This window comes from Neobacillus sp. OS1-2, from assembly GCF_030915505.1.
In the GTDB taxonomy this organism is placed as follows: Bacteria; Bacillota; Bacilli; order Bacillales; family Cytobacillaceae; genus Neobacillus.
Window position 1 is genome coordinate 2,533,240 of sequence record NZ_CP133265.1, and the last position, 18,952, is coordinate 2,552,191.

Here is an 18,952-nt window from a genome sequence, read left to right on the forward strand (position 1 = left end):
CTGTTGGGCTATTAAAAAGTCCCCAATCCCTTATGACTTATGGGTTTGGGGACTTTTCACCACTAATAAAATAAACATCACGAGTGCAATGACGATTTATGCTTCAAGGCAGATCAATCATTTTTAGCAGTGTCAGAAGTGTCTCCTGATTTCTTAACACCTTTACTAACATAGGGTTTGAAACTCTTTGCTTTATTGGCCCCAGCTTGCCAGCGATTCCAGCCCTTCTTTCCTGTTCCTCTACCAATGCCGCTTTTTGCCTTAGCTTTAGCTTTACTCATAAAACCACTCCATTATAATTCCAAATTCTAATACAAGTCGTGGGCTAGTTTACCATACATCATGACCGAACGTCACAAAAATATTTTCTTTGGGCATACCTATAAAAAAACGTAACAAGATTATTTTCTTCGAAATAGAAAAAATCATTCGGTGCCTGACACCATTATTACGTCCTGTGACTTGTTTTTAAAGGGTTTAAAGGGGAGGCGCCGAATATGGAATAGGGAAGAACGGTATTATTTCAATTCCAGGTGAAATTTCCAATAAGGGTAGTGATAGTCCATGTGTTTAATCTTGTTTGCCTATCAGGTCCATCCTGAATATAAGCTGATTGTTGCGGCAAATCGTGATGAATTTTATCAAAGACCAACCGCTCCCGCACATTTTTGGGAGGATCAGCCCGAAATCCTAGCGGGACGAGATTTGGAAAAAATGGGGACGTGGATGGGAGTCACGGCCTCTGGGCGCTTCGCCGCTTTGACCAATTATCGGAATCCGAGGGAATCGACGGATGGTAAACATTCGCGCGGAGAATTAGTCGCGGATGCACTGAAATACAATGGGGATAGTAAGGATTATATGAAACAAATAGTCCGTCATAAGGACTTGTTCCCAGGTTATAATTTATTGGCCGGCGACGGGGATGAACTATTTTATTACTCGAATATCGGCAACAAGCTTGAAAAGCTTGAACCAGGACTATATGGGGTTAGCAATCATTTATTAAATAGCGGATGGCCTAAAGTGCAAAAAGGGAAGGAGGGTCTTGCCCAAATCATTTACGGCAAGAAGGAAGAACTGGTAGAAAAACTTTTTCTACTCCTGCAAAATACCGATCCAGCTCAGGATGAATCTCTTCCAAAAACAGGAGTTTTCACTAGAAATGGAAAGAATGCTCTCGCCTTTGTTTATTAAAAGTGAGAAGTACGGGACGCGGAGTTCGACGGTTTTGTTACTGTCTGAAAAGGAAATCCAATATGTGGAGAGAGTATACACAACGGATACCGTCAAGGATCAGAAATTCACGATTCAACTATGATTTTTTTGGAAAAATAAATGGGAAATGTCTCCTCGAAAGCGAATCAACGAGTATGTTTTTTTTATTACTTAAAAAGGGAACTTATTTTTTAAGTGATATATACTATAGGTGAGAAAGGAGCGTGATTCATTTGAAAAAAGGATGGATAGGAATTGGCATTGTGGTCGGCATCATTGTTATTTTTGGCCTCATGTTCATGTCCAGCTATAATGGCTTTGTCAATCTGGAAGAAAACGTGGATCAGTCACATGCTCAAATCGAAAATCAGCTGCAAAGAAGGCTGGATTTAATCCCAAACTTAGTGAGTACCGTAAAAGGATATGCGTCACATGAAAAAGAAGTAATCGCCTCAATCTCAGATGCGCGTGCCCGACTTGCCGGTGCCAACACGCCGCAGGAGGAAGCGACAGCCAATGCTGAATTATCAGGTGCTTTAAGCCGATTACTCGTGGTGGTTGAAAATTACCCAAATCTGAAAGCGGATCAGCAGTTTACTCAATTAATGGATGAACTTGCTGGAACTGAGAATCGTATTGCCGTAGCCCGGAAGGATTATAATGATCAAGTAGCAGAATTTAATAAAAAGGTAAAAAGAATGCCGGGATCGATTATTGCGGGAATTGCCGGGTTCGATGAAAAGGAATATTTTAAAGCGGATCCTAAAGCCGGGGAAGCACCAAAGGTTGACTTTGGGGGCAATGGATAATGAAGGTACAAAGGGTCTTCAGCTTTATTTTGGTGTTTTTCACTTTTTTTCTGGGTGCAGCAACTGCACTTGCTGAGGATATCCGTATTCCTGCTCCGGTAGGAGATATTTATGTACAGGATTTTGCTGGTGTTTTAACCGAAACGGAAAGAGCTGATTTACGCAATTTAGGCAGAAGTATTGAAGATCAAACAACCGCACAGGTTGCTGTATTGACAGTCGACACCATTGGCGACCGAGCGATAGAGGAATTTGCGAACGAGGCGTTTCGGCAATACGGAATCGGCAGCAAAAAGGAAAACAATGGTGTATTGCTTGTTTTAGCAATGAAAGAACGGGTAGCGAGAATTGAAGTGGGCTATGGGCTGGAGGGCAGGATTCCTGATGGAAAGGCCGGCCGAATTCTTGATGAATACGCCATTCCCTATTTGAAAAATCAACAGCCGAATAGCGCGATAGTAGAGACCTATAAGGCTCTTGCACAAGAAGTCTTCGCTGAATATGGTATTGAGGGTGGCGCGCAGACTGAGCCGAATCAAAGTCCTGCGGTATCAAAGGACGAAGGGGGAGGAATTCCGATCCCGTCCTGGCTGATCATTCTACTCGTGGTGGTTGTCGTATTTCTCGACTTTAGGTTCTTTGGCGGTACCCTCACCTACCTGCTCCTCTCTATCATTACCCGTGGTGGCGGCAGAGGTGGGGGAGGTTCCCGCGGTGGCGGGGGCGGATCCTCCGGTGGGGGTGGAGCCAGCCGTGGCTGGTAAAAGAAAAAAATACTCTTAATAAAGGCAACCAAAGCCGTACCCTTACATGTAGATGGGGTATGGCTTTGGTTTATTTCGAGTTCTTAGACATTGTGGGCATACTTCCCACCTTTAAAACCTTTTAAATAATTTAAAATTATCATATAATAAAAGATATAAATCTATTAATAATGTATTCACGGTGAAATGGTAAAAATTGATACAGAAAAGGTTTTGACTAGGTGGCGGCCGTAGCTTGGTGTGATGCCTATATCTTTTCTGCAAATTCCTGGGGAAAAGGTTGATAAAAATGAACAACAGCGAAACTAAAACAGATGTCATTTTAATTGGCGCCGGAATCATGAGTGCGACTTTAGGGACAATTTTGAAAGAATTAGTACCGGAATGGGAAATTACAGTGTTTGAGAAGCTTGCAAATGCTGGAGAAGAAAGCTCAAATGAATGGAATAATGCGGGAACGGGGCATGCGGCACTCTGCGAGCTTAACTACACGGTTGAAAAACCAGACGGATCGTTAGACATTAGCAAAGCTATCAATATTAATGAGCAGTTCCAGCTCTCAAGACAATTTTGGTCTTATCTTGTAAACCGTAATCTGATTCGCAATCCGCAGGACTTTATCATGCCAATCCCTCATATGAGTTTAGTGCAGGGAGAACAGGATGTAGCCTTTTTGAAAAAACGGTTTAAAGCGCTTTCGGACAATCCACTGTTTAAGGGGATGGAGTTTTCTGAGGACCATGACAAACTGATAGAATGGATTCCGCTGATCATGGAAGGCCGAACATTGAGCGAACCGATTGCGGCTACAAAAATCGACTCTGGAACAGATGTCAACTTTGGTGCATTAACACGCATGTTGTTTGATCACTTAGAGGGTAAAAACGTCAAGATTAACTATGAGCATAGTGTGGAGGATATTAAACGTACGGACGATGGCTCATGGGAATTAAAAGTGTGGAACATGGCTACCGGTAATATCGAACGCCATGCGGCAAAATTCGTATTCATCGGCGGAGGCGGCGGTTCCTTACATTTACTGCAAAAAACGGGTATTCCTGAGTCCAAACATATTGGAGGATTCCCTGTAAGCGGAATCTTTATGGTGTGTAATGATCCAGAAGTTGTATCGCAGCACCATGCAAAAGTATACGGCAAGGCTAAGGTGGGTGCTCCACCAATGTCTGTTCCGCATCTTGACACAAGATATATTGATGATAAAAAATCGTTACTATTTGGACCATTTGCCGGTTTCTCACCTAAATTCTTAAAAACCGGTTCCAATATGGATTTAATCACTTCCGTAAAACCGAATAATGTTCTAACGATGTTGGCGGCAGGAGCCAAACAGATGCCGCTAACAAAATATTTGATTCAGCAAGTAATGTTATCAAAAGAACAACGCATGGAGGAGCTACGTGAGTTTATCCCGAATGCTAAAAGTGAGGATTGGGATTTAGTAGTAGCCGGCCAGCGTGTTCAAGTGATCAAGGATACTGAAGCAGGGGGCAAAGGCACGCTACAATTTGGCACGGAAGTAATTACTGCGGCAGATGGCTCGATTGCAGCATTATTAGGGGCTTCACCGGGTGCTTCTACTGCCGTTCACGTGATGCTTGAGATCATTGAAAAGTGCTTCCCGCAACACGTGAAAGAGTGGGAACCGAAAATTAAAGAAATGATTCCTTCTCATGGTGTTTCACTAATGGAGAACCCAGAGCTTCTGGACAAGATTCAAACCTCAACGGCAGTGACACTTGGTCTAAGTGAAAAAGAACTGGTCTTTAGTTAATTTTTGAAGATGGTAATAAAACGCAGAACCTTCAATCTATCTTTGGATTGAAGGTTCTTTTTTTGGTTCACGATGAAGCATTTTTTAGGATTCTTTTTTTTCTCCTATAGGAATAAATAATAATGAACCCTAAAAGAAGTAGTAGGATTAAATAGATACTATACCGAGAAAGATAGGCTTCAACATGCATCCAATTTTCACCAAGTAATCTGCCTAAAGTGATAAAGGTAAAACACCAGATAGCCGCTCCCAAATAAGCAAATAAGGTGAATTTTTTATAGGAATAGCGGTTGATCCCAGCAAGATACGCAGTAATATGCCGCACCCCAGGAATGAAAAAGCCAATGAAGAGTAGGAAAGGACCTAATTTGTTAAATAATAGCCTTGTTCTCTCAACCCTAGTTTCAGTGATATGAATTTTAGGACCGAATTTATGTAAAAAGGGTATTCCTAATTTGATACCTAAAATAAAGCTAATCGTAATTCCGCTGCATGCCCCAATAAAAGCACAGAAAAGTGAAGGCAGAAAAGCCATTTGTTCGGCAAAAACAGTATAGCCCACATATGTCAGCAGAACCTCATCAGGGATGGGCAGGCCAACAATACCACCGAATAAAGCCAAAATGATTCCAAAATAGCCAAAATGCTCAATAAGGGAATTCAAATACTCCATCATCACACGTCCTACAGTCAATTCTTGGAAAAGTAACACCATAAAAAGGAAAAGAAAAACCTCCCAACCATAGCATCCACAAATTTTTACACATTATCCCGCTATTAATACAGTAATAGGTGCCTGTCACCATTTTTACCATACTTCCCGATATAATAGTAAAAATTTATTTTCATTTTCTAGGAGTGTGATACGATGCCAATTGTGTGGAATGAGGCAGACCGAGTGTTTCATTTATATAACAGCAATGTTAGTTATCTGATTCAAATTGTTCATGGAATGTATCCTGCCCATTTATATTGGGGCAAGCGTGTTCAGGTGTTACAGTCTTCATCAATCCTTACATTCAAGGGCAGGGCGTTTTCACCAACACAGGAGCCCGCTGATCCAAGATTTTCACTCGATACACTTCCGCAGGAATATCCGGCATTTGGGAACGGGGATTTCCGAGCGCCTGCCTATCAACTTCGGACTAATGATGGCTCAACGATGACAGAATTTGTCTATGATTCTCATCAGATTTTGAGCGGAAAACCCATGTTAAGTGGGTTACCATCGTCCTATGTTGAAGATGTGGCTGAGGCAGACACACTCGTCATTACCATGGTAGATTCCATACTGGGGATGGGGGTGAATCTACATTATACAATTTACCGGGACTTAGATGTCATTACCAGGTCCGTGTCCTTCGAGCATCTGGGCAGCCATCCTGTTGAAATCCATAAATGTATGAGCATGTCAGTGGATTTCCACGAGTCGAATTGGGACTGGCTTCACCTCCAAGGGACATGGGCACGGGAACGGCATATCGAACGGCTGCCGCTGCACCATGGGACACAATCGATTTCCTCTGCACGAGGCGCTAGCAGCCATCAACATAATCCATTTATTGCTTTGCTTTCGAAAGGCGCCGACGAGGAGTATGGCGATGTTTATGGTGTTAGCCTCATGTACAGCGGAAATTTCCAGGCCTCGATTGAGGTAGATCCTTTTGAGACGACGAGGCTGAATATCGGAATCAATCATTTTGATTTTATATGGGTGTTAAAGCCAGGGGAATCATTTCAAACCCCGGAAGCACTAATGGTTTATTCCTCGGATGGCCTTGGCGGAATGTCGAGAACTTTTCATAAAATGTTGCGCACTAGGGTGTGCCGCGGTGTTTATCGGGATAAAACGCGACCGATTCTGATCAATAATTGGGAAGCCACTTATTTTAATTTTAGTGAAAAAAAATTAAAGGAAATAGCGGACGCTGGGAAAAATCTTGGAATTGAACTGTTTGCCCTTGATGACGGTTGGTTTGGACACCGGGATAATGATAAAAGCTCGCTGGGTGATTGGACTGTCTATAAGAAAAAGTTGCCCAACGGTTTAGCTGGGCTTGCTGACTATGTAGAAAAAAAAGGAATGAAATTTGGATTATGGGTAGAGCCGGAAATGGTCTCGCCTGATAGCGATTTGTACCGGAAGAATCCAGATTGGTGTCTGCATGTGCCGAAGCGTGACCGGACACTGTCGAGAAATCAGCTTGTCCTAGATTTAAGCAGGGAAGATGTATGTGTTTTTTTAACCGAAACCCTTACAAGGGTTTTCTCCAGTGCTTCAATTTCCTATGTGAAATGGGATATGAACCGAAATATGACGGAGGTGGGCTCGGCTGCGCTCCCCCTGAAAGACAAAAGGAAACAGCCCATCGCTATATGCTTGGATTGTATCGAATTTTAGAAAAATTAACTGAACGTTTTCCGCAGATTTTGTTTGAAAGCTGCTCGGGCGGCGGTGGCCGATTTGACCCAGGTATGCTTTATTACATGCCGCAAACGTGGACGAGTGATGATACGGATGCGGTCGAACGATTAAAAATCCAATATGGAACAAGTATGATCTACCCCGCTATCACGATTGGAGCGCATGTTTCAGATGTGCCGAACCATCAGGTAGGAAGGGTAACACCGCTGCAAATGAGGTGTCATGTGGCGATGGCAGCCAATTTGGGCTTCGAACTTCATGTGGATAAGCTGAGTAATGCTGATCAAGCAGTGGTGACTCAACAAATCAATATTTACCATCAAATAAAGGAAATTGTTCTTTTTGGTGACCAGTATCGGCTGTTAAGTCCATTTGAAGGAATGGACACAGCATTGATGTATGTTGCGCCGAACCAGGAACAGGCAGTTGTCTTTTACTACAAAACACTGGCAACACCTAATCCGCCCTTTTTTCGTTTAAAATTACGCGGGTTAAATCCAACGCTAAAATACAAAATAAACAACGGGAAATTGGCCTACTTTGGTGATGAACTAATGGAGATTGGCCTATCCATGCCGCTGATCAAAAAAGACTATTCTTCTCATATTTATCTCATTGAAAAGTGGAGATAAGAAAAGCAATGAACTATAAAAGTTAAACAAGTTGACAAGGGTATAAAGGGTGTCAGGCACCAAATAATTAGTTAATATTTCAATGTAATGGGAACCTTAATTACGTATAACCATCATATTTATTTGTTATCTAATTAAGGGTGTGAAAATATGCCAGATACAGATATGTCCAAATACGAAAAGAAAATCATTATTCGAAGTATTCGCCTAGAAGACGTTGATGAAATTATTGCATTAGGGAAAGTTTGCTTTCCAAATATGGAACCGTGGAAACGGGAGCAGTTGGTTAGTCACATTCGAATATTCCCAGAGGGACAGTTTTGTGTGGAATATGAGGATAAAATTGTCGGTTCATGTTCTAGTTTAATTGTTAATTTTAACGAGTATGACGACCAGCACACCTGGGATACCATCACAGACAATGGATATATCACCAACCACGACCCTGATGGATTCAATTTATATGGGATAGAGGTAATGGTGGATCCGGGATATCGCCGCATGAAACTTGGGCACCGTCTCTACGAGGCGCGTAAAGAGCTTGCGGTCAGATTAAATCTTCAAAGCATCATTATTGGTGGGCGAATCCCAAATTATCACAAATACAAGGATGAAATGACCGCTCGTGAATATGTTCAGGCGGTTGAAAAACATAGCATCTATGACCCTGTCTTGTCTTTTCAGCTCTTGCAGGGCTTTACAATAAAACGTATTAATACAAGTTACCTTCCTGATGATAAGGCCTCTGCTTCTGACGCAACCTTAATGGAATGGAACAATGTTGATTATCGCCCGAAAAGCAAACGAATTTATCGGACTGCATTTCCGGTAAGAATCTGTGCTGTGCAGTACATGATGAAAAAAATAGATTCCCTTCAGGACTTTAGCAGACAAGTCGAATACTATGTAGATGTTGCCGCGGATTTTAGATCGGATTTTGTAGTATTCCCTGAGATTTTTACAACGCAATTAATGTCATTTCTAGAAGAAAAGCGACCGGATCGGGCTGTCCGCCGGCTAGCCACCTATACGGATCAATATATTGAATTGTTCACACAACTAGCAGTCCGTTATAATGTCAACATTGTCGGAGGATCCCATTTTGTTGAAGAGGATGGGGATGTGTACAATGTCGGTTTTCTTTTCCGTCGCAATGGAACGATTGAGAAGCAGTACAAAATTCACTCAACCCAAAACGAGCGCAAGTGGTGGGGAATATCGGATGGAAATGAAATGAATGTGTTTGACACCGATTGCGGAAAAATTGCTATTCAAATTTCGTATGATATCGAGTTTCCTGAACTCGCAAGGATAGCCGTTGATAATGGGGCCAATATTATTTTTGTCCCGTTTTGTACAGAGGATCGTCAAGGGTACCTGCGTGTCCGTTACTGTGCCCAAGCAAGGGCGATTGAGAATAATGTATATACCTGTATTGCAGGGACTGTGGGCAACTTAACACATGTGGAGAACATGGATATTCAGTACGCCCAGTCTGGAATATTTTCACCTTCAGACTTTGAGTTTGCCAGGGATGGGATCGTTGGAGAATGTGATGCCAATATAGACACCGTCGTAGTTGGAGATGTCGATCTGGAGATACTAAGACGCTCCCGTAATACCGGCTCATTACGGCAATCGAGCGATAGAAGACATGATTTATATCGGATTGTTTGGAATAAAAAAAGTAGATGGTGTCTTTGACGGCGACAAATAGTAAGACTGCAAAGGGATGGCTCTCCCTTTGCAGTCCATTTGGTTTTAAAAGTCAAAATTGTCTGGGTCAGGCCCTACGCGATGATTTTGATTCATCCTATCTATTTGTTCCATATCCTCTCTTGATAGTTCGAAATCAAATATGCTTGCGTTTTCGACGATTCGCGGCTCTTTCGTCGATTTTGGAATGGTCACGACACCGTTCTGTAAATCCCATCGCAATATAACCTGTGCCACTGACTTGTTATACTTTTTCGCCATTTCCTGTAGAGCGGGATGATCCAATAATTGACCTTGCATTAATGGTGACCATGCCTCCATTTGAATCCCATGTTCTTGGCAAAAGGTCTGTAATTCCTTTTGTGTTAATCGTGGATGGTATTCTACTTGATTAATCATTGGCTTTATTTCCGCTTCTCTCATTAAATCTTCTAAATGGTGCACTTGGAAGTTGCTTACCCCAATTGCTTTCACTCTGCCTTCCTTATAAAGAGCCTCTAATGCCCGCCATGCTTCTTTATATTTCCCGGCTACAGGCCAATGAATGAGATATAGATCTAAATAATCAAGACCAAGTTTTTTCAGACTAGCTTCATAGGCAGCAAGGGTCGATTCATAGCCTAAGTCAGCATTCCAAACTTTTGATGTGACAAAAAGTTCTTCTCTCGTGATACCGGATTCCTTGACCCCTTCACGAATTGCCTGTCCTACGCTCTCCTCATTTCCATAAATGGCAGCCGTATCAATACTGCGATAGCCGTGTTTAATGGCAAATTTCACCGCGTTAACAAGTTCGGGTCCTTCCTCTACTTTAAATACCCCGATACCAAACCAAGGCATTTTTACACCGTTATTTAATGTTGTTGTATCTTGTGAATTTTTCATCATCGTTAAGTAAACCTCCAATTATTTTTGAAAAAACATGAGCTTGTATTAGGCAATAACACTTTTTACGTTAGCGTCGCTAGCTTTACTGTCCTTTTTTTCAAGACTCCAGCTCCACCCCGTTAGGATTACCGCCCCCAGAACCATTAATGCACCGATCCAAGAGGTATGAATAAGTCCAATAGAATCAGTAATCATACCGCCCAGGTAGGATCCAATCGCAATTCCGGCATTGAAGGCGGCAATATTGAGAGCGGAAGCAACATCAACGGCACGCGGCACGAACCGCTCTGCCAACATGACGACATACACCTGCAGTCCCGGAACATTCATAAAGGCCAACAGCCCCATGAAGAATATCGTCGTTAATCCCGCGATCTTAAATGGTGCAGTAAACGCCAAGATAAATAGGACAACGGCTTGGACGACGAACATATAAAACAAGGCCCTAATAGGATTTTTATTAGCCAACTTCCCACCTACCATGTTTCCAATGGCGATCGCAATGCCGTAGCCGAGAAGGATTAAGGCGACGGTTCCTTCTTTAAAACCCGTTATATCCTGCAGGATTGGTGATAAATAGGTGAAAACCACAAAAGTTCCCCCATATCCTAACGCAGTAATAATAAATAAAAGCGATAACCGGCCATTTGTTACTACTTTGAATTGATCGCGAAAGGTGGACTGAGTCCCTTTTTGCAAATCAGCTGGAACAAGGATGCTGTTTGCAATAAGAGCGATCACTCCGACAGCAATAATGATGATAAAGGCCATTCTCCAGCCGTATTGCTGGCCAATGAAGGTGCCAAAGGGTACTCCCGTGACGGTTGCAACCGTCAGACCTGAAAACATGATGGATATTGCACTGGCCCGACGATTTTCCGGAACTAAATCGGCTGCGATCGTTGAACCAATAGACATAAAGACGCCATGTGAAAAAGCAGAAATCACACGTGCAGTTAGTAAAATACCAATGCTCGTCGCACTGGCAGCAAGGCCATTTCCGATTATAAAAATAATCATAATCCAGAGTAATAAAGATTTCCGCGACATGCGCGATGTTACAGATGTTAAAATGGGTGCCCCAAATGTTACCCCTAAAGCATATAGGGAAACAGTCAAACCGGCTGTTGTAACAGATATTTGTAAATCCTCTGCAATAAGCGGTAATAAACCAACACTGATAAATTCAGTTGTTCCAATAGCGAACGCACTCATAGCCAATGCCAGCAGCGCGAATGTACTCCTACGTTTATTTATAGACATTTGTAATCCCCTCCTAAAATTGTGCCCTTGCATAGATAGGCTTGCTGAAAGCAAACTAGTTAAATAAATGAATACGAGATATTTCAACCGGCAAATGTTATTATGGGATATATGGAGATAAAAGAGAAGTACGTACTTTGAAGTGATATAGGTACTTTTTAGTTAGATAGGTACCTTTTGGTGCCTATTAAGTAGGAGGGATTTAGTTATGAAGAAAAAGAAATACAATATATCGGTGGAAGCCACACTCGAGGTAATCGGGGGAAAGTGGAAATGCGTCATTCTATGTCACCTAACACACGGCAAAAAGCGGACAAGTGAATTGAAACGCTTGATGCCGGACATCACCCAAAAGATGTTGACCCAGCAATTACGGGAATTAGAGGAGGATGGCGTAATCAACAGAATTGTATACAATCAAGTCCCGCCAAAGGTAGAATATGAGTTAAGCGAATATGGGTGGAGTCTGGATAGTATTTTAAGTTCCCTATGTGCTTGGGGAGAAAAGCATATTACCAAAGTATACGGAGATAAATTTTCTGTCCTAGAAGAAAATGTTTTAAACGATAAGTTAAAATAGCCATTGATTTCCAAATTTTGTGATGATATGATGAATGTAATTACAAAGAAATGGAGGTTTTCCTCGTGTATTTTTGCAGATTGCGATTCCAAAATTTGAACCGTTAATTAAATACGTTCAAAGTCTCTGCCGCCTGTGCAGAGTAAATGGGATTGGTCTGCCTTTTTAAGGAAACCTTTATTTTACGGTATGTGAAAAAGAGGAGCCCCCTGTGACCCTCTTTTTTGCTGTCTTTAAAAATATATATGGAATATGAGAATGTCCTTCTTTATAAGTGAGTCATTTTCATTATTCGAAGACCAACAATCTAACCAGATTATTTTTTGTGCCCTTTCAGGGTACTTTTCGTGATGCATTCATCCATTTACTTTGCACAGACAGATCGTCTGTGTTTTTTGTTGTTTTTAAAAAGGAGGAATAAACCATGAGAGAAAAACAAACTGCAGTTATTGTTGGTGTTAATATCAATCACCAAGCTGATTTTCCTTATTCTATGAAGGAATTGGAGAATTTGGCTGCTGCCTGTCATATGGAAGTGGTGGGGGAAATGACGCAAAATTTAAATCGCATCAATAAATCACATTATATGGGTACAGGAAAAATCGAGGAGGCGAAACGGCTCCTCGAAGAAACTGATGCGGATGTAGTTGTATGTAATGATGAGCTATCGGCCTCGCAAATTCGCAATCTTGAAGAAGAGCTTGATAGAAAAGTGATTGATCGCACGATGTTGATATTGAATATATTTGCCGAACGGGCGAAGACGAGAGAATCGCAGCTACAAGTAGAAGTGGCACGCCTAAAATATATGCTCCCAAGAATCATTGGCTCGCGGGAATCGTTAGGGCGTCAAGGCGGGGGAGTAGGTTTGAAAAATAGAGGTGCCGGTGAAACCAAGTTAGAGCTCGACCGAAGAAAAGTTGAGGCAAAGATTGCTGAATTAAATAAAGAATTGGAACTACTTGTTTTACAGCGGGGAACCCGGCGCAGTAAACGGAAAAAAAGCGGTGTTCCGTTAGTTTCTTTAGTAGGCTACACAAATGCCGGCAAATCTACCATTATGAATGCGATGCTGCGTAAATCCCATCAATCACAAACGAAACAAGTGTTTGAGAAAGATATGTTATTTGCAACATTAGACACCTCTGTCAGAAAAATAAAGCTAGCCAATCATCAGCCGTTTTTGCTGTCTGACACAGTCGGTTTTGTAGATAAATTGCCGCATCACCTCGTGAAGGCCTTTCGATCCACCTTAGAGGAGGTGGCAACTGCGGATTTGCTGATCCATGTAGTTGATTTTTCAAGTCCGCATGTTGAAAATCTCATAAACGTGACGAATAATACGTTAAAAGAGATGGGAATCGATCAAATACCTACCATTCTTGCGTATAATAAGGCTGACCTAGCGGAAGCGGAATTTCCTGCCGTGAAGAGTCGAAGCGTTTATCTTTCCGCAAAACAAGGTGTAGGAATAGACGAATTAGTTGATGTCATCAGTGTGGAAATCTTTAAAAGTCCGATTCGTTGTGAAATGTTAATCCCGTTTGACGATGGCCGCTTAGTTTCCTACCTGAATGAGAACGCAAATGTTTTGATGACAAGCTACGAAGGCTCCGGCACAAAGTTAACAATCGAATGTAATCAAGATGATTTTGAAAAATACCAGCAGTACGTTATTTAAAGGGAAATGGTCACGTTCGACCGAAAATTTTTGTTTGACGTTTTCCAAACTGTTCTTTATGATAGGAATGAATAGAATACCCGTACTTGAACGGGAGAGGTTATAGCTGAAACCCTCTATAAAAAACTATGGATACATGCTACTACGCCATGTCCATTATCGGATATGGCTTTTTTGTTTTTATTCCGAAGGTTTTCATAGAATATTTAGTTGAAACTCTCTTGAAAAAGTGTGGGGGACACATTTTTACTGGGGGTTTTTTTATGTCTGGCCGCAAGCCTGAAGAAGGATTAAAGGATTTAACATTATTAGGAAATCAAGGGACTGCCTATTCATTTGAGTATGCACCGGAAGTACTGGAAGCAGTTGATAATCTGCACCCTGAGCGTGATTATTTCGTGAAATTTAATTGCCCGGAGTTTACAAGTCTTTGCCCGCTGACTCGTCAGCCGGATTTTGCCACGATGTATATTTCCTATGTTCCCGATCAAAAGATTGTCGAGAGCAAGTCATTGAAACTATATCTTTTCAGTTTTCGTAATCACGGCGATTTCCACGAGGATTGTGTCAATATCATCATGAACGATTTAATCAAATTACTTGACCCTCGCTATATTGAGGTGTGGGGAAAATTCACTCCAAGGGGCGGAATCTCCATTGACCCATGGTGCAACTACGGAAAGCCAGGCACCAAGTATGAGGAAATGGCTAATTTCCGTTTGATGAACCATGATCTTTATCCTGAAAAGGTCGATAATCGGTAAAGGAAGGGTTGAAGAAATGATCTTTTATTTAAATGGTATTTTTGTAGGTCTGTTAATTTTAGCAAATATCGTTGCTGTTAAGCTTTTTAGCATTGGGGATTTTGCGATGCTGCCAGCGGCTGTTATTGTTTATATCTTTACGTATCCACTTATTGATGTGATTGTCGAGGTTTATGGAAAAAAAGAAGGACGGAGAACTGTCCAGGCAGGGCTGATTACGCAGATCCTTGCCCTCATCTTCATTACGATTACGATTCATTTGCCGGCCGCACCAGTATTTCAGGATCAAAAATCATTCGAAACGATCTTAAATGGAAGTTTTCGCGTGATCATTGCTAGCTTAATTTCCTATGCGGTTAGCCAGAATCTGGATGTATTTGTGTTCAATAAATTAAAAGGTATGCATGGACAAAAAAAGCTATGGTTACGCAACAATGCCTCCACAATGCTGAGCCAGTTGATCGATACAACCATCTTTATTACCATCGCCTTCTATGGAACAATGCCAATCGCTATCCTCGGAAGTCTGATTCTAACCCAATATATTTTTAAATTTGGAGCAGCCATCCTAACCACACCACTAGTCTATGGACTAGTCCATATGATAAGAAAACAAGAAACAAAAGAATCAGCAGCCCCATTACCAAAACAAGCATAAGCAGGTTAGCAAGTGGGGTATATTGATAATGGTGACAGGCACCAATTAGTAGTTTTGCAAGGTAGCAGAGGTGCAATTGGTGACAGGCACCATTTGTGCTATATGCAACGTATTGAAGTGGTCGTTTTTAGCGGCTGCTTTTTTTGGTTCTATTCATTTTTGGGGTTACGTAATTCAGTTATCGCCAGCTAGTTTCTGAAGTTCATTTACGGTTACGAACCTGTAGCCCTCATCGGTAAGAGCCTTCAAAACTCCTTCAATGGTTTTCAGTTCTTCTCCTGTTTTGTCATACATTGGATGGATCAGAATAATTGAACCAGGCTTTACTTGATTGCGCACATATTTGACTTTGTCAGCCGCAGAAATGTAAAAGGTATCGGGTTCTACATTCCATGTGATGGTGTCTTGATTATGCTTATTAAGGTAAAAAGGGAGACCAACCAGTTTTTTTCCGTTTGGCGGACGTACATCAATTTCACCCGTATAACCGGCCTCGCGAATCAATTGATCTGTTTTTTCAATTTCGTCTTTAAAATAAGAAGGCGTTTTGAAAATCATCCGCTTGTGTGAATAGGTGTGATTACCTACTTGATGACCCGCATCGACAATTTTCTGGGCTTCCTTAGGATTGTCCTTCATCTCATTCCCAATCAGAAAAAAGGTCGCTTTTGCGTGGTATTGTTCCAAGAGTGGCAGAATTGGATCGACATTCTTAGTAGGTCCATCGTCAAATGTTAACGCAACAACCTTTTGCTCCGTCTCCACTTGAGCGGTAAGACCGCCGAATAACTGGAATGTTCTTGAATTCATTAATTTATAGGTGCCAAGCAACAGTAGAAAAACTACGATAATGCCAATTCCAATGAATGCTAATTTCTTTTTCATGTATACACCTTCTCCCCTTTCTCATTAGCATTATAACAAAAAAAAGAAACAGGCACCCAACCCCGTTAAAACTAAATAAGGGTCAAATACCTGTTTTTTATCAAAGTGCCTCTTTAATCACTTTCTTATAATAAAGAACGGAAAGGATGCCAAAAATCGAGTACAATCCGGTATAGATGACCATGACGATAATCATCGGTGTCCACACTTCTGTGCCAAATAAAAACCATCCTGATTGCACGGCGAAATAGCTGTGGAAGAGCCCGACGACTAATGGAATGCCGAAGTTAAACAGCTGTTTTGCCTGAATTCCTTTTAGCAGGTCGCCCTGAGTAAATCCAAGCTTTCTCAAAATCGTATAATTCGGCTTTTCCTCTTCCCCTTCACCCATTTGTTTAAAATAAAGAATACATCCAGAAGTAATTAGGAAGGCTAATCCGAGAAAACCGACGATAAACATGACGAGACCCATCACTTGTTTCTGTCTATTGCTGATATCCAGCCGTGAATAATTCGAATAGTTGTCATCGTCGAAAATCCCTTTGAAAATATCATTTGCTTTATCAAGTTTTGCTTCATCTTTTAATGTAATTCCGATAAACAGCGAGGATTCACTTTGAATTTTCGGATTAACATCCTTCTGTAACCGTTCGAATACCGTTTCATCGACAATGGCAATCGGCTGCCCGCCATTGGTAAAATAACTAGAAATGGGGGAGTCCTTTTTTAGCCCTAAATAGTGGAGCGGAATCCTTTCGTTTTGCCCTTTTAATTCGATAGGACCAGAATCCTTTAGACTCATAAATTTTTGCAGTAAATCATTGTAACCGGTAAAGATCGTATCCCCTTTAGCTACATCGATATTTTTACTATCCTGATCACTAATAACAGGTATTTTCATGGATTTTGAATCAAACATTAATTCTTTCATGTTTATGTCCAATATTTCCTTCAGATTCGCATCCACTTGAATAACATCAATCTTTCTTTCACTAAACGGGATATCATCAGCGGCTAAAGCCTTCGTAAATGTTGAGGCATCTTCTTCCGTTACAAATGAAAAATCTGCGGCGGCTTGATCTTTAGCCATTTTTTCCGCTGAATAGTAGGAGATATAGCTTAATGATAATAATCCAATCGCAAGTGCAGATACAGTTGTAATGATGGTTAATAGTAGAGCATTCGATTTCATTCGAAACATAATCGAGGATAGCGATAATACTTGATTAATATTTAAATAACCATCCTTCTTTTTCCGAATAACATTAAAGATGAAACTGACAGACCCTTTGTAAAAAAGATAGGTTCCAATAATAACGGACCCGAGAATAAAAATCATCGCCCCAAAAAGCTTAGTTATCGTGGTAAAATCGCCGCTAAACAATTTCGATGAAATATAGTAACCTGAAATGATTGAAACCACACCAATAATCCCGATGATGATTTCCAAGATCGACATCTTTTTTACTTTTCCTTCGGTGGATGAAACCACCCTAAATAATGATAGGATACTTTGTCTTTTAATAAACACAAAGTTCATTAGCATAATGAACAGGTAGATGACACAAAACACTACTACGGTTTGAATCAGTGCTTTCGTCGAAAAATGAAGGGCAGCTATCGCATCCATTCCCGTAATTTTAAACAGAATCATCAGTATTAAACGTGAAACGGAAAAGCCAATAAAAGTTCCGATGATAAGTGAACCAAAATATAGGATGAAATTCTCAGCCGTTAGGATGTTGAAAATTCTGTTTTTAGTCATCCCGATCAATTGAAATAAGCCAATTTCCTTGCTGCGGCGTTTAATAAAAATGTTATTGGCATACAACAGGAAGATCGAAACAATCGCGACAAGCAAGACAGATGCTGCTTTAATAGCAGCGGCACCTTTCATGGTGTCCTTTGCACCATTCATCGCCGGGTCATATTGCAGCGTAACGAAAGCGAAATAAAGGGCAACACTAAAAATCAACGCAAACACATAAAGATAATAATTTTTCAAATTCTTTTTCAAGTTTCGAAAAATGAGTTGCTTAACGCTCATTTGGGACACCACCTAATACACCTTGCGTTTTCATAATGTCTTGAAAGAACGTCTGTCTGGATTGTTCGCCCTTATTTAATTGTGTGTAAATTTGTCCGTCTTTGATAAAAATAACCCTGCTGCTAAAGCTTGCTGCCACTGGGTCATGGGTTACCATGATAATCGTTGCTTTGCGCTTCTGATTCATTTCGCTTAATTTGTTTAGTAAATCAGAAGCTGATTTAGAATCAAGAGCACCGGTTGGCTCGTCAGCAAAAATAATGCCTGGTTCATGAATGAATGCCCTTGCTGCAGAGGTTCGTTGCTTCTGACCGCCGGAGATTTCATTTGGATACTTATCCTTGATATCGGAAATCCCCAATTCCGTTGCCACTGCTTGAAACATTTCATCTGCAGCCCTTTTTGAAATCTTTGAAATCGATAAGGGCAAGAGGATATTTTCTTTAACGGTCAATGTATCAAGCAAGTTATAATCTTGAAAAATAAACCCTAAATGATGTTTGCGGAATTCAGCGAGCTGACGCTCTTTCATTGCGGTCATTTCTTTTCCCTCGATATTTATCGTGCCGCCGCTAACTTTATCAATGGAAGAAAGGACATTGAGCAACGTGGTCTTTCCAGACCCGGAGGCACCCATAATACTGACGAATTCCCCTTTTTCAACGTTAATATCAATCCCTTTTAATACTTCTTGTTTATTTAATTTATTGCCAAAACTTTTATGAATTTTAGTGGCTTCTAAAATATTCATACCAACACACGCTCCTCTTATTCGATACTTTTATTATAAATACCCTGAAAAATTCAATCCTTCGATTGAGCGAACAAAT

General features: G+C 41.0%; 15 protein-coding genes and 2 pseudogenes. 10 read left to right on the forward strand and 7 right to left on the reverse strand.

The features are described 5' to 3' along the window. Nucleotides 1–113: 113 nt before the first annotated feature. Nucleotides 114–281, reverse strand: coding sequence for a DUF3934 domain-containing protein (locus tag RCG19_RS12370; protein WP_166244759.1), 168 nt, complete (start codon nucleotides 279–281; stop codon nucleotides 114–116). A gap of 283 nt (nucleotides 282–564) precedes the next feature. Between RCG19_RS12370 and RCG19_RS12375 the strand changes: the two are divergent. The 4 genes and pseudogenes from RCG19_RS12375 (at nucleotide 565) to RCG19_RS12395 (ending at nucleotide 4,583) form a co-directional block, all read left to right on the forward strand. Next, nucleotides 565–1,321, forward strand: a pseudogene (locus RCG19_RS12375) (NRDE family protein). A gap of 130 nt (nucleotides 1,322–1,451) precedes the next feature. Beyond that, on the forward strand, nucleotides 1,452–2,027 hold the full coding sequence (locus tag RCG19_RS12385; protein WP_308107387.1) for a LemA family protein: 576 nt from the start codon (nucleotides 1,452–1,454) through the stop codon (nucleotides 2,025–2,027). Next, a complete protein-coding gene (locus RCG19_RS12390; RefSeq protein WP_308107388.1) occupies nucleotides 2,027–2,791 on the forward strand; it encodes a TPM domain-containing protein in 765 nt (254 codons plus the stop codon). Before RCG19_RS12385 ends, RCG19_RS12390 begins: the two co-directional genes overlap by 1 nt. A gap of 289 nt (nucleotides 2,792–3,080) precedes the next feature. Next, on the forward strand, nucleotides 3,081–4,583 hold the full coding sequence (locus RCG19_RS12395) for a malate:quinone oxidoreductase (RefSeq protein ID WP_308107389.1): 1,503 nt from the start codon (nucleotides 3,081–3,083) through the stop codon (nucleotides 4,581–4,583). A gap of 67 nt (nucleotides 4,584–4,650) precedes the next feature. On the opposite strand, the gene RCG19_RS12400 is transcribed toward RCG19_RS12395, so the two are convergent. Next, nucleotides 4,651–5,259 carry a DedA family protein gene (locus tag RCG19_RS12400; RefSeq protein WP_308107390.1) on the reverse strand — a complete coding sequence of 203 codons (609 nt, stop codon included), beginning with the start codon at nucleotides 5,257–5,259 and terminating at the stop codon, nucleotides 4,651–4,653. Between the two features lie 192 nt (nucleotides 5,260–5,451). Between RCG19_RS12400 and RCG19_RS12405 the strand changes: the two are divergent. Together RCG19_RS12405 and RCG19_RS12410 are read left to right on the forward strand one after the other, a co-directional pair. Then, nucleotides 5,452–7,640, forward strand: a pseudogene (locus RCG19_RS12405) (alpha-galactosidase). 150 nt (nucleotides 7,641–7,790) lie between these two features. Then, the gene (locus RCG19_RS12410; RefSeq protein WP_308107391.1) at nucleotides 7,791–9,344 is read left to right on the forward strand and encodes a GNAT family N-acetyltransferase; all 1,554 of its coding nucleotides are present in this window, start codon (nucleotides 7,791–7,793) and stop codon (nucleotides 9,342–9,344) included. 57 nt (nucleotides 9,345–9,401) lie between these two features. Here the strand turns inward: RCG19_RS12410 and RCG19_RS12415 are convergent, their stop codons facing one another. Both RCG19_RS12415 and RCG19_RS12420 read right to left on the reverse strand, forming a co-directional pair. After that, nucleotides 9,402–10,244 carry an aldo/keto reductase gene (locus RCG19_RS12415; protein WP_308107392.1) on the reverse strand — a complete coding sequence of 281 codons (843 nt, stop codon included), beginning with the start codon at nucleotides 10,242–10,244 and terminating at the stop codon, nucleotides 9,402–9,404. Between the two features lie 45 nt (nucleotides 10,245–10,289). After that, nucleotides 10,290–11,594 carry an MFS transporter gene (locus tag RCG19_RS12420; RefSeq protein ID WP_308107393.1) on the reverse strand — a complete coding sequence of 435 codons (1,305 nt, stop codon included), beginning with the start codon at nucleotides 11,592–11,594 and terminating at the stop codon, nucleotides 10,290–10,292. 121 nt (nucleotides 11,595–11,715) lie between these two features. On the opposite strand from RCG19_RS12420, the gene RCG19_RS12425 reads away from it, so the two are divergent. From RCG19_RS12425 to RCG19_RS12440, 4 genes are all read left to right on the forward strand, one after another. Further along, nucleotides 11,716–12,087, forward strand: coding sequence for a winged helix-turn-helix transcriptional regulator (locus tag RCG19_RS12425; RefSeq protein ID WP_166244772.1), 372 nt, complete (start codon nucleotides 11,716–11,718; stop codon nucleotides 12,085–12,087). A gap of 424 nt (nucleotides 12,088–12,511) precedes the next feature. Further along, nucleotides 12,512–13,768, forward strand: coding sequence for a GTPase HflX (gene hflX / locus RCG19_RS12430; protein ID WP_308107394.1), 1,257 nt, complete (start codon nucleotides 12,512–12,514; stop codon nucleotides 13,766–13,768). A gap of 263 nt (nucleotides 13,769–14,031) precedes the next feature. Beyond that, nucleotides 14,032–14,532, forward strand: coding sequence for a preQ(1) synthase (gene queF, locus RCG19_RS12435; protein ID WP_308107395.1), 501 nt, complete (start codon nucleotides 14,032–14,034; stop codon nucleotides 14,530–14,532). Between the two features lie 16 nt (nucleotides 14,533–14,548). Further along, nucleotides 14,549–15,190, forward strand: coding sequence for a queuosine precursor transporter (locus tag RCG19_RS12440; RefSeq protein ID WP_308107396.1), 642 nt, complete (start codon nucleotides 14,549–14,551; stop codon nucleotides 15,188–15,190). 174 nt (nucleotides 15,191–15,364) lie between these two features. On the opposite strand, the gene RCG19_RS12445 is transcribed toward RCG19_RS12440, so the two are convergent. From RCG19_RS12445 to RCG19_RS12455, 3 genes are all read right to left on the reverse strand, one after another. Further along, nucleotides 15,365–16,075 carry a polysaccharide deacetylase family protein gene (locus RCG19_RS12445; protein WP_308107397.1) on the reverse strand — a complete coding sequence of 237 codons (711 nt, stop codon included), beginning with the start codon at nucleotides 16,073–16,075 and terminating at the stop codon, nucleotides 15,365–15,367. Between the two features lie 100 nt (nucleotides 16,076–16,175). Then, a complete protein-coding gene (locus tag RCG19_RS12450) occupies nucleotides 16,176–18,122 on the reverse strand; it encodes an FtsX-like permease family protein (protein ID WP_308107398.1) in 1,947 nt (648 codons plus the stop codon). After that, nucleotides 18,112–18,873 (reverse strand): ABC transporter ATP-binding protein, encoded by a 762-nt coding sequence (locus RCG19_RS12455; protein WP_308107399.1) that lies wholly within the window; start codon nucleotides 18,871–18,873, stop codon nucleotides 18,112–18,114. The genes RCG19_RS12450 and RCG19_RS12455 overlap by 11 nt, the downstream gene beginning before the upstream one ends. Between the last annotated feature and the right edge of the window lie 79 nt (nucleotides 18,874–18,952).

What these genes read in the sequence shown, in the direction of transcription:
- hflX (WP_308107394.1), top strand. Translation starts at nt 12,512, where the DNA reads ATGAGAGAAAAACAAACTGCAGTTATTGTTGGTGTTAATATCAATCAC.
- RCG19_RS12370 (WP_166244759.1), bottom strand. Translation starts at nt 281, where the DNA reads ATGAGTAAAGCTAAAGCTAAGGCAAAAAGCGGCATTGGTAGAGGAACA.
- RCG19_RS12455 (WP_308107399.1), bottom strand. Translation starts at nt 18,873, where the DNA reads ATGAATATTTTAGAAGCCACTAAAATTCATAAAAGTTTTGGCAATAAA.
- RCG19_RS12425 (WP_166244772.1), top strand. Translation starts at nt 11,716, where the DNA reads ATGAAGAAAAAGAAATACAATATATCGGTGGAAGCCACACTCGAGGTA.
- RCG19_RS12450 (WP_308107398.1), bottom strand. Translation starts at nt 18,122, where the DNA reads ATGAGCGTTAAGCAACTCATTTTTCGAAACTTGAAAAAGAATTTGAAA.
- RCG19_RS12415 (WP_308107392.1), bottom strand. Translation starts at nt 10,244, where the DNA reads ATGATGAAAAATTCACAAGATACAACAACATTAAATAACGGTGTAAAA.
- RCG19_RS12440 (WP_308107396.1), top strand. Translation starts at nt 14,549, where the DNA reads ATGATCTTTTATTTAAATGGTATTTTTGTAGGTCTGTTAATTTTAGCA.
- RCG19_RS12390 (WP_308107388.1), top strand. Translation starts at nt 2,027, where the DNA reads ATGAAGGTACAAAGGGTCTTCAGCTTTATTTTGGTGTTTTTCACTTTT.
- RCG19_RS12410 (WP_308107391.1), top strand. Translation starts at nt 7,791, where the DNA reads ATGCCAGATACAGATATGTCCAAATACGAAAAGAAAATCATTATTCGA.
- RCG19_RS12395 (WP_308107389.1), top strand. Translation starts at nt 3,081, where the DNA reads ATGAACAACAGCGAAACTAAAACAGATGTCATTTTAATTGGCGCCGGA.
- RCG19_RS12400 (WP_308107390.1), bottom strand. Translation starts at nt 5,259, where the DNA reads ATGATGGAGTATTTGAATTCCCTTATTGAGCATTTTGGCTATTTTGGA.
- RCG19_RS12445 (WP_308107397.1), bottom strand. Translation starts at nt 16,075, where the DNA reads ATGAAAAAGAAATTAGCATTCATTGGAATTGGCATTATCGTAGTTTTT.
- queF (WP_308107395.1), top strand. Translation starts at nt 14,032, where the DNA reads ATGTCTGGCCGCAAGCCTGAAGAAGGATTAAAGGATTTAACATTATTA.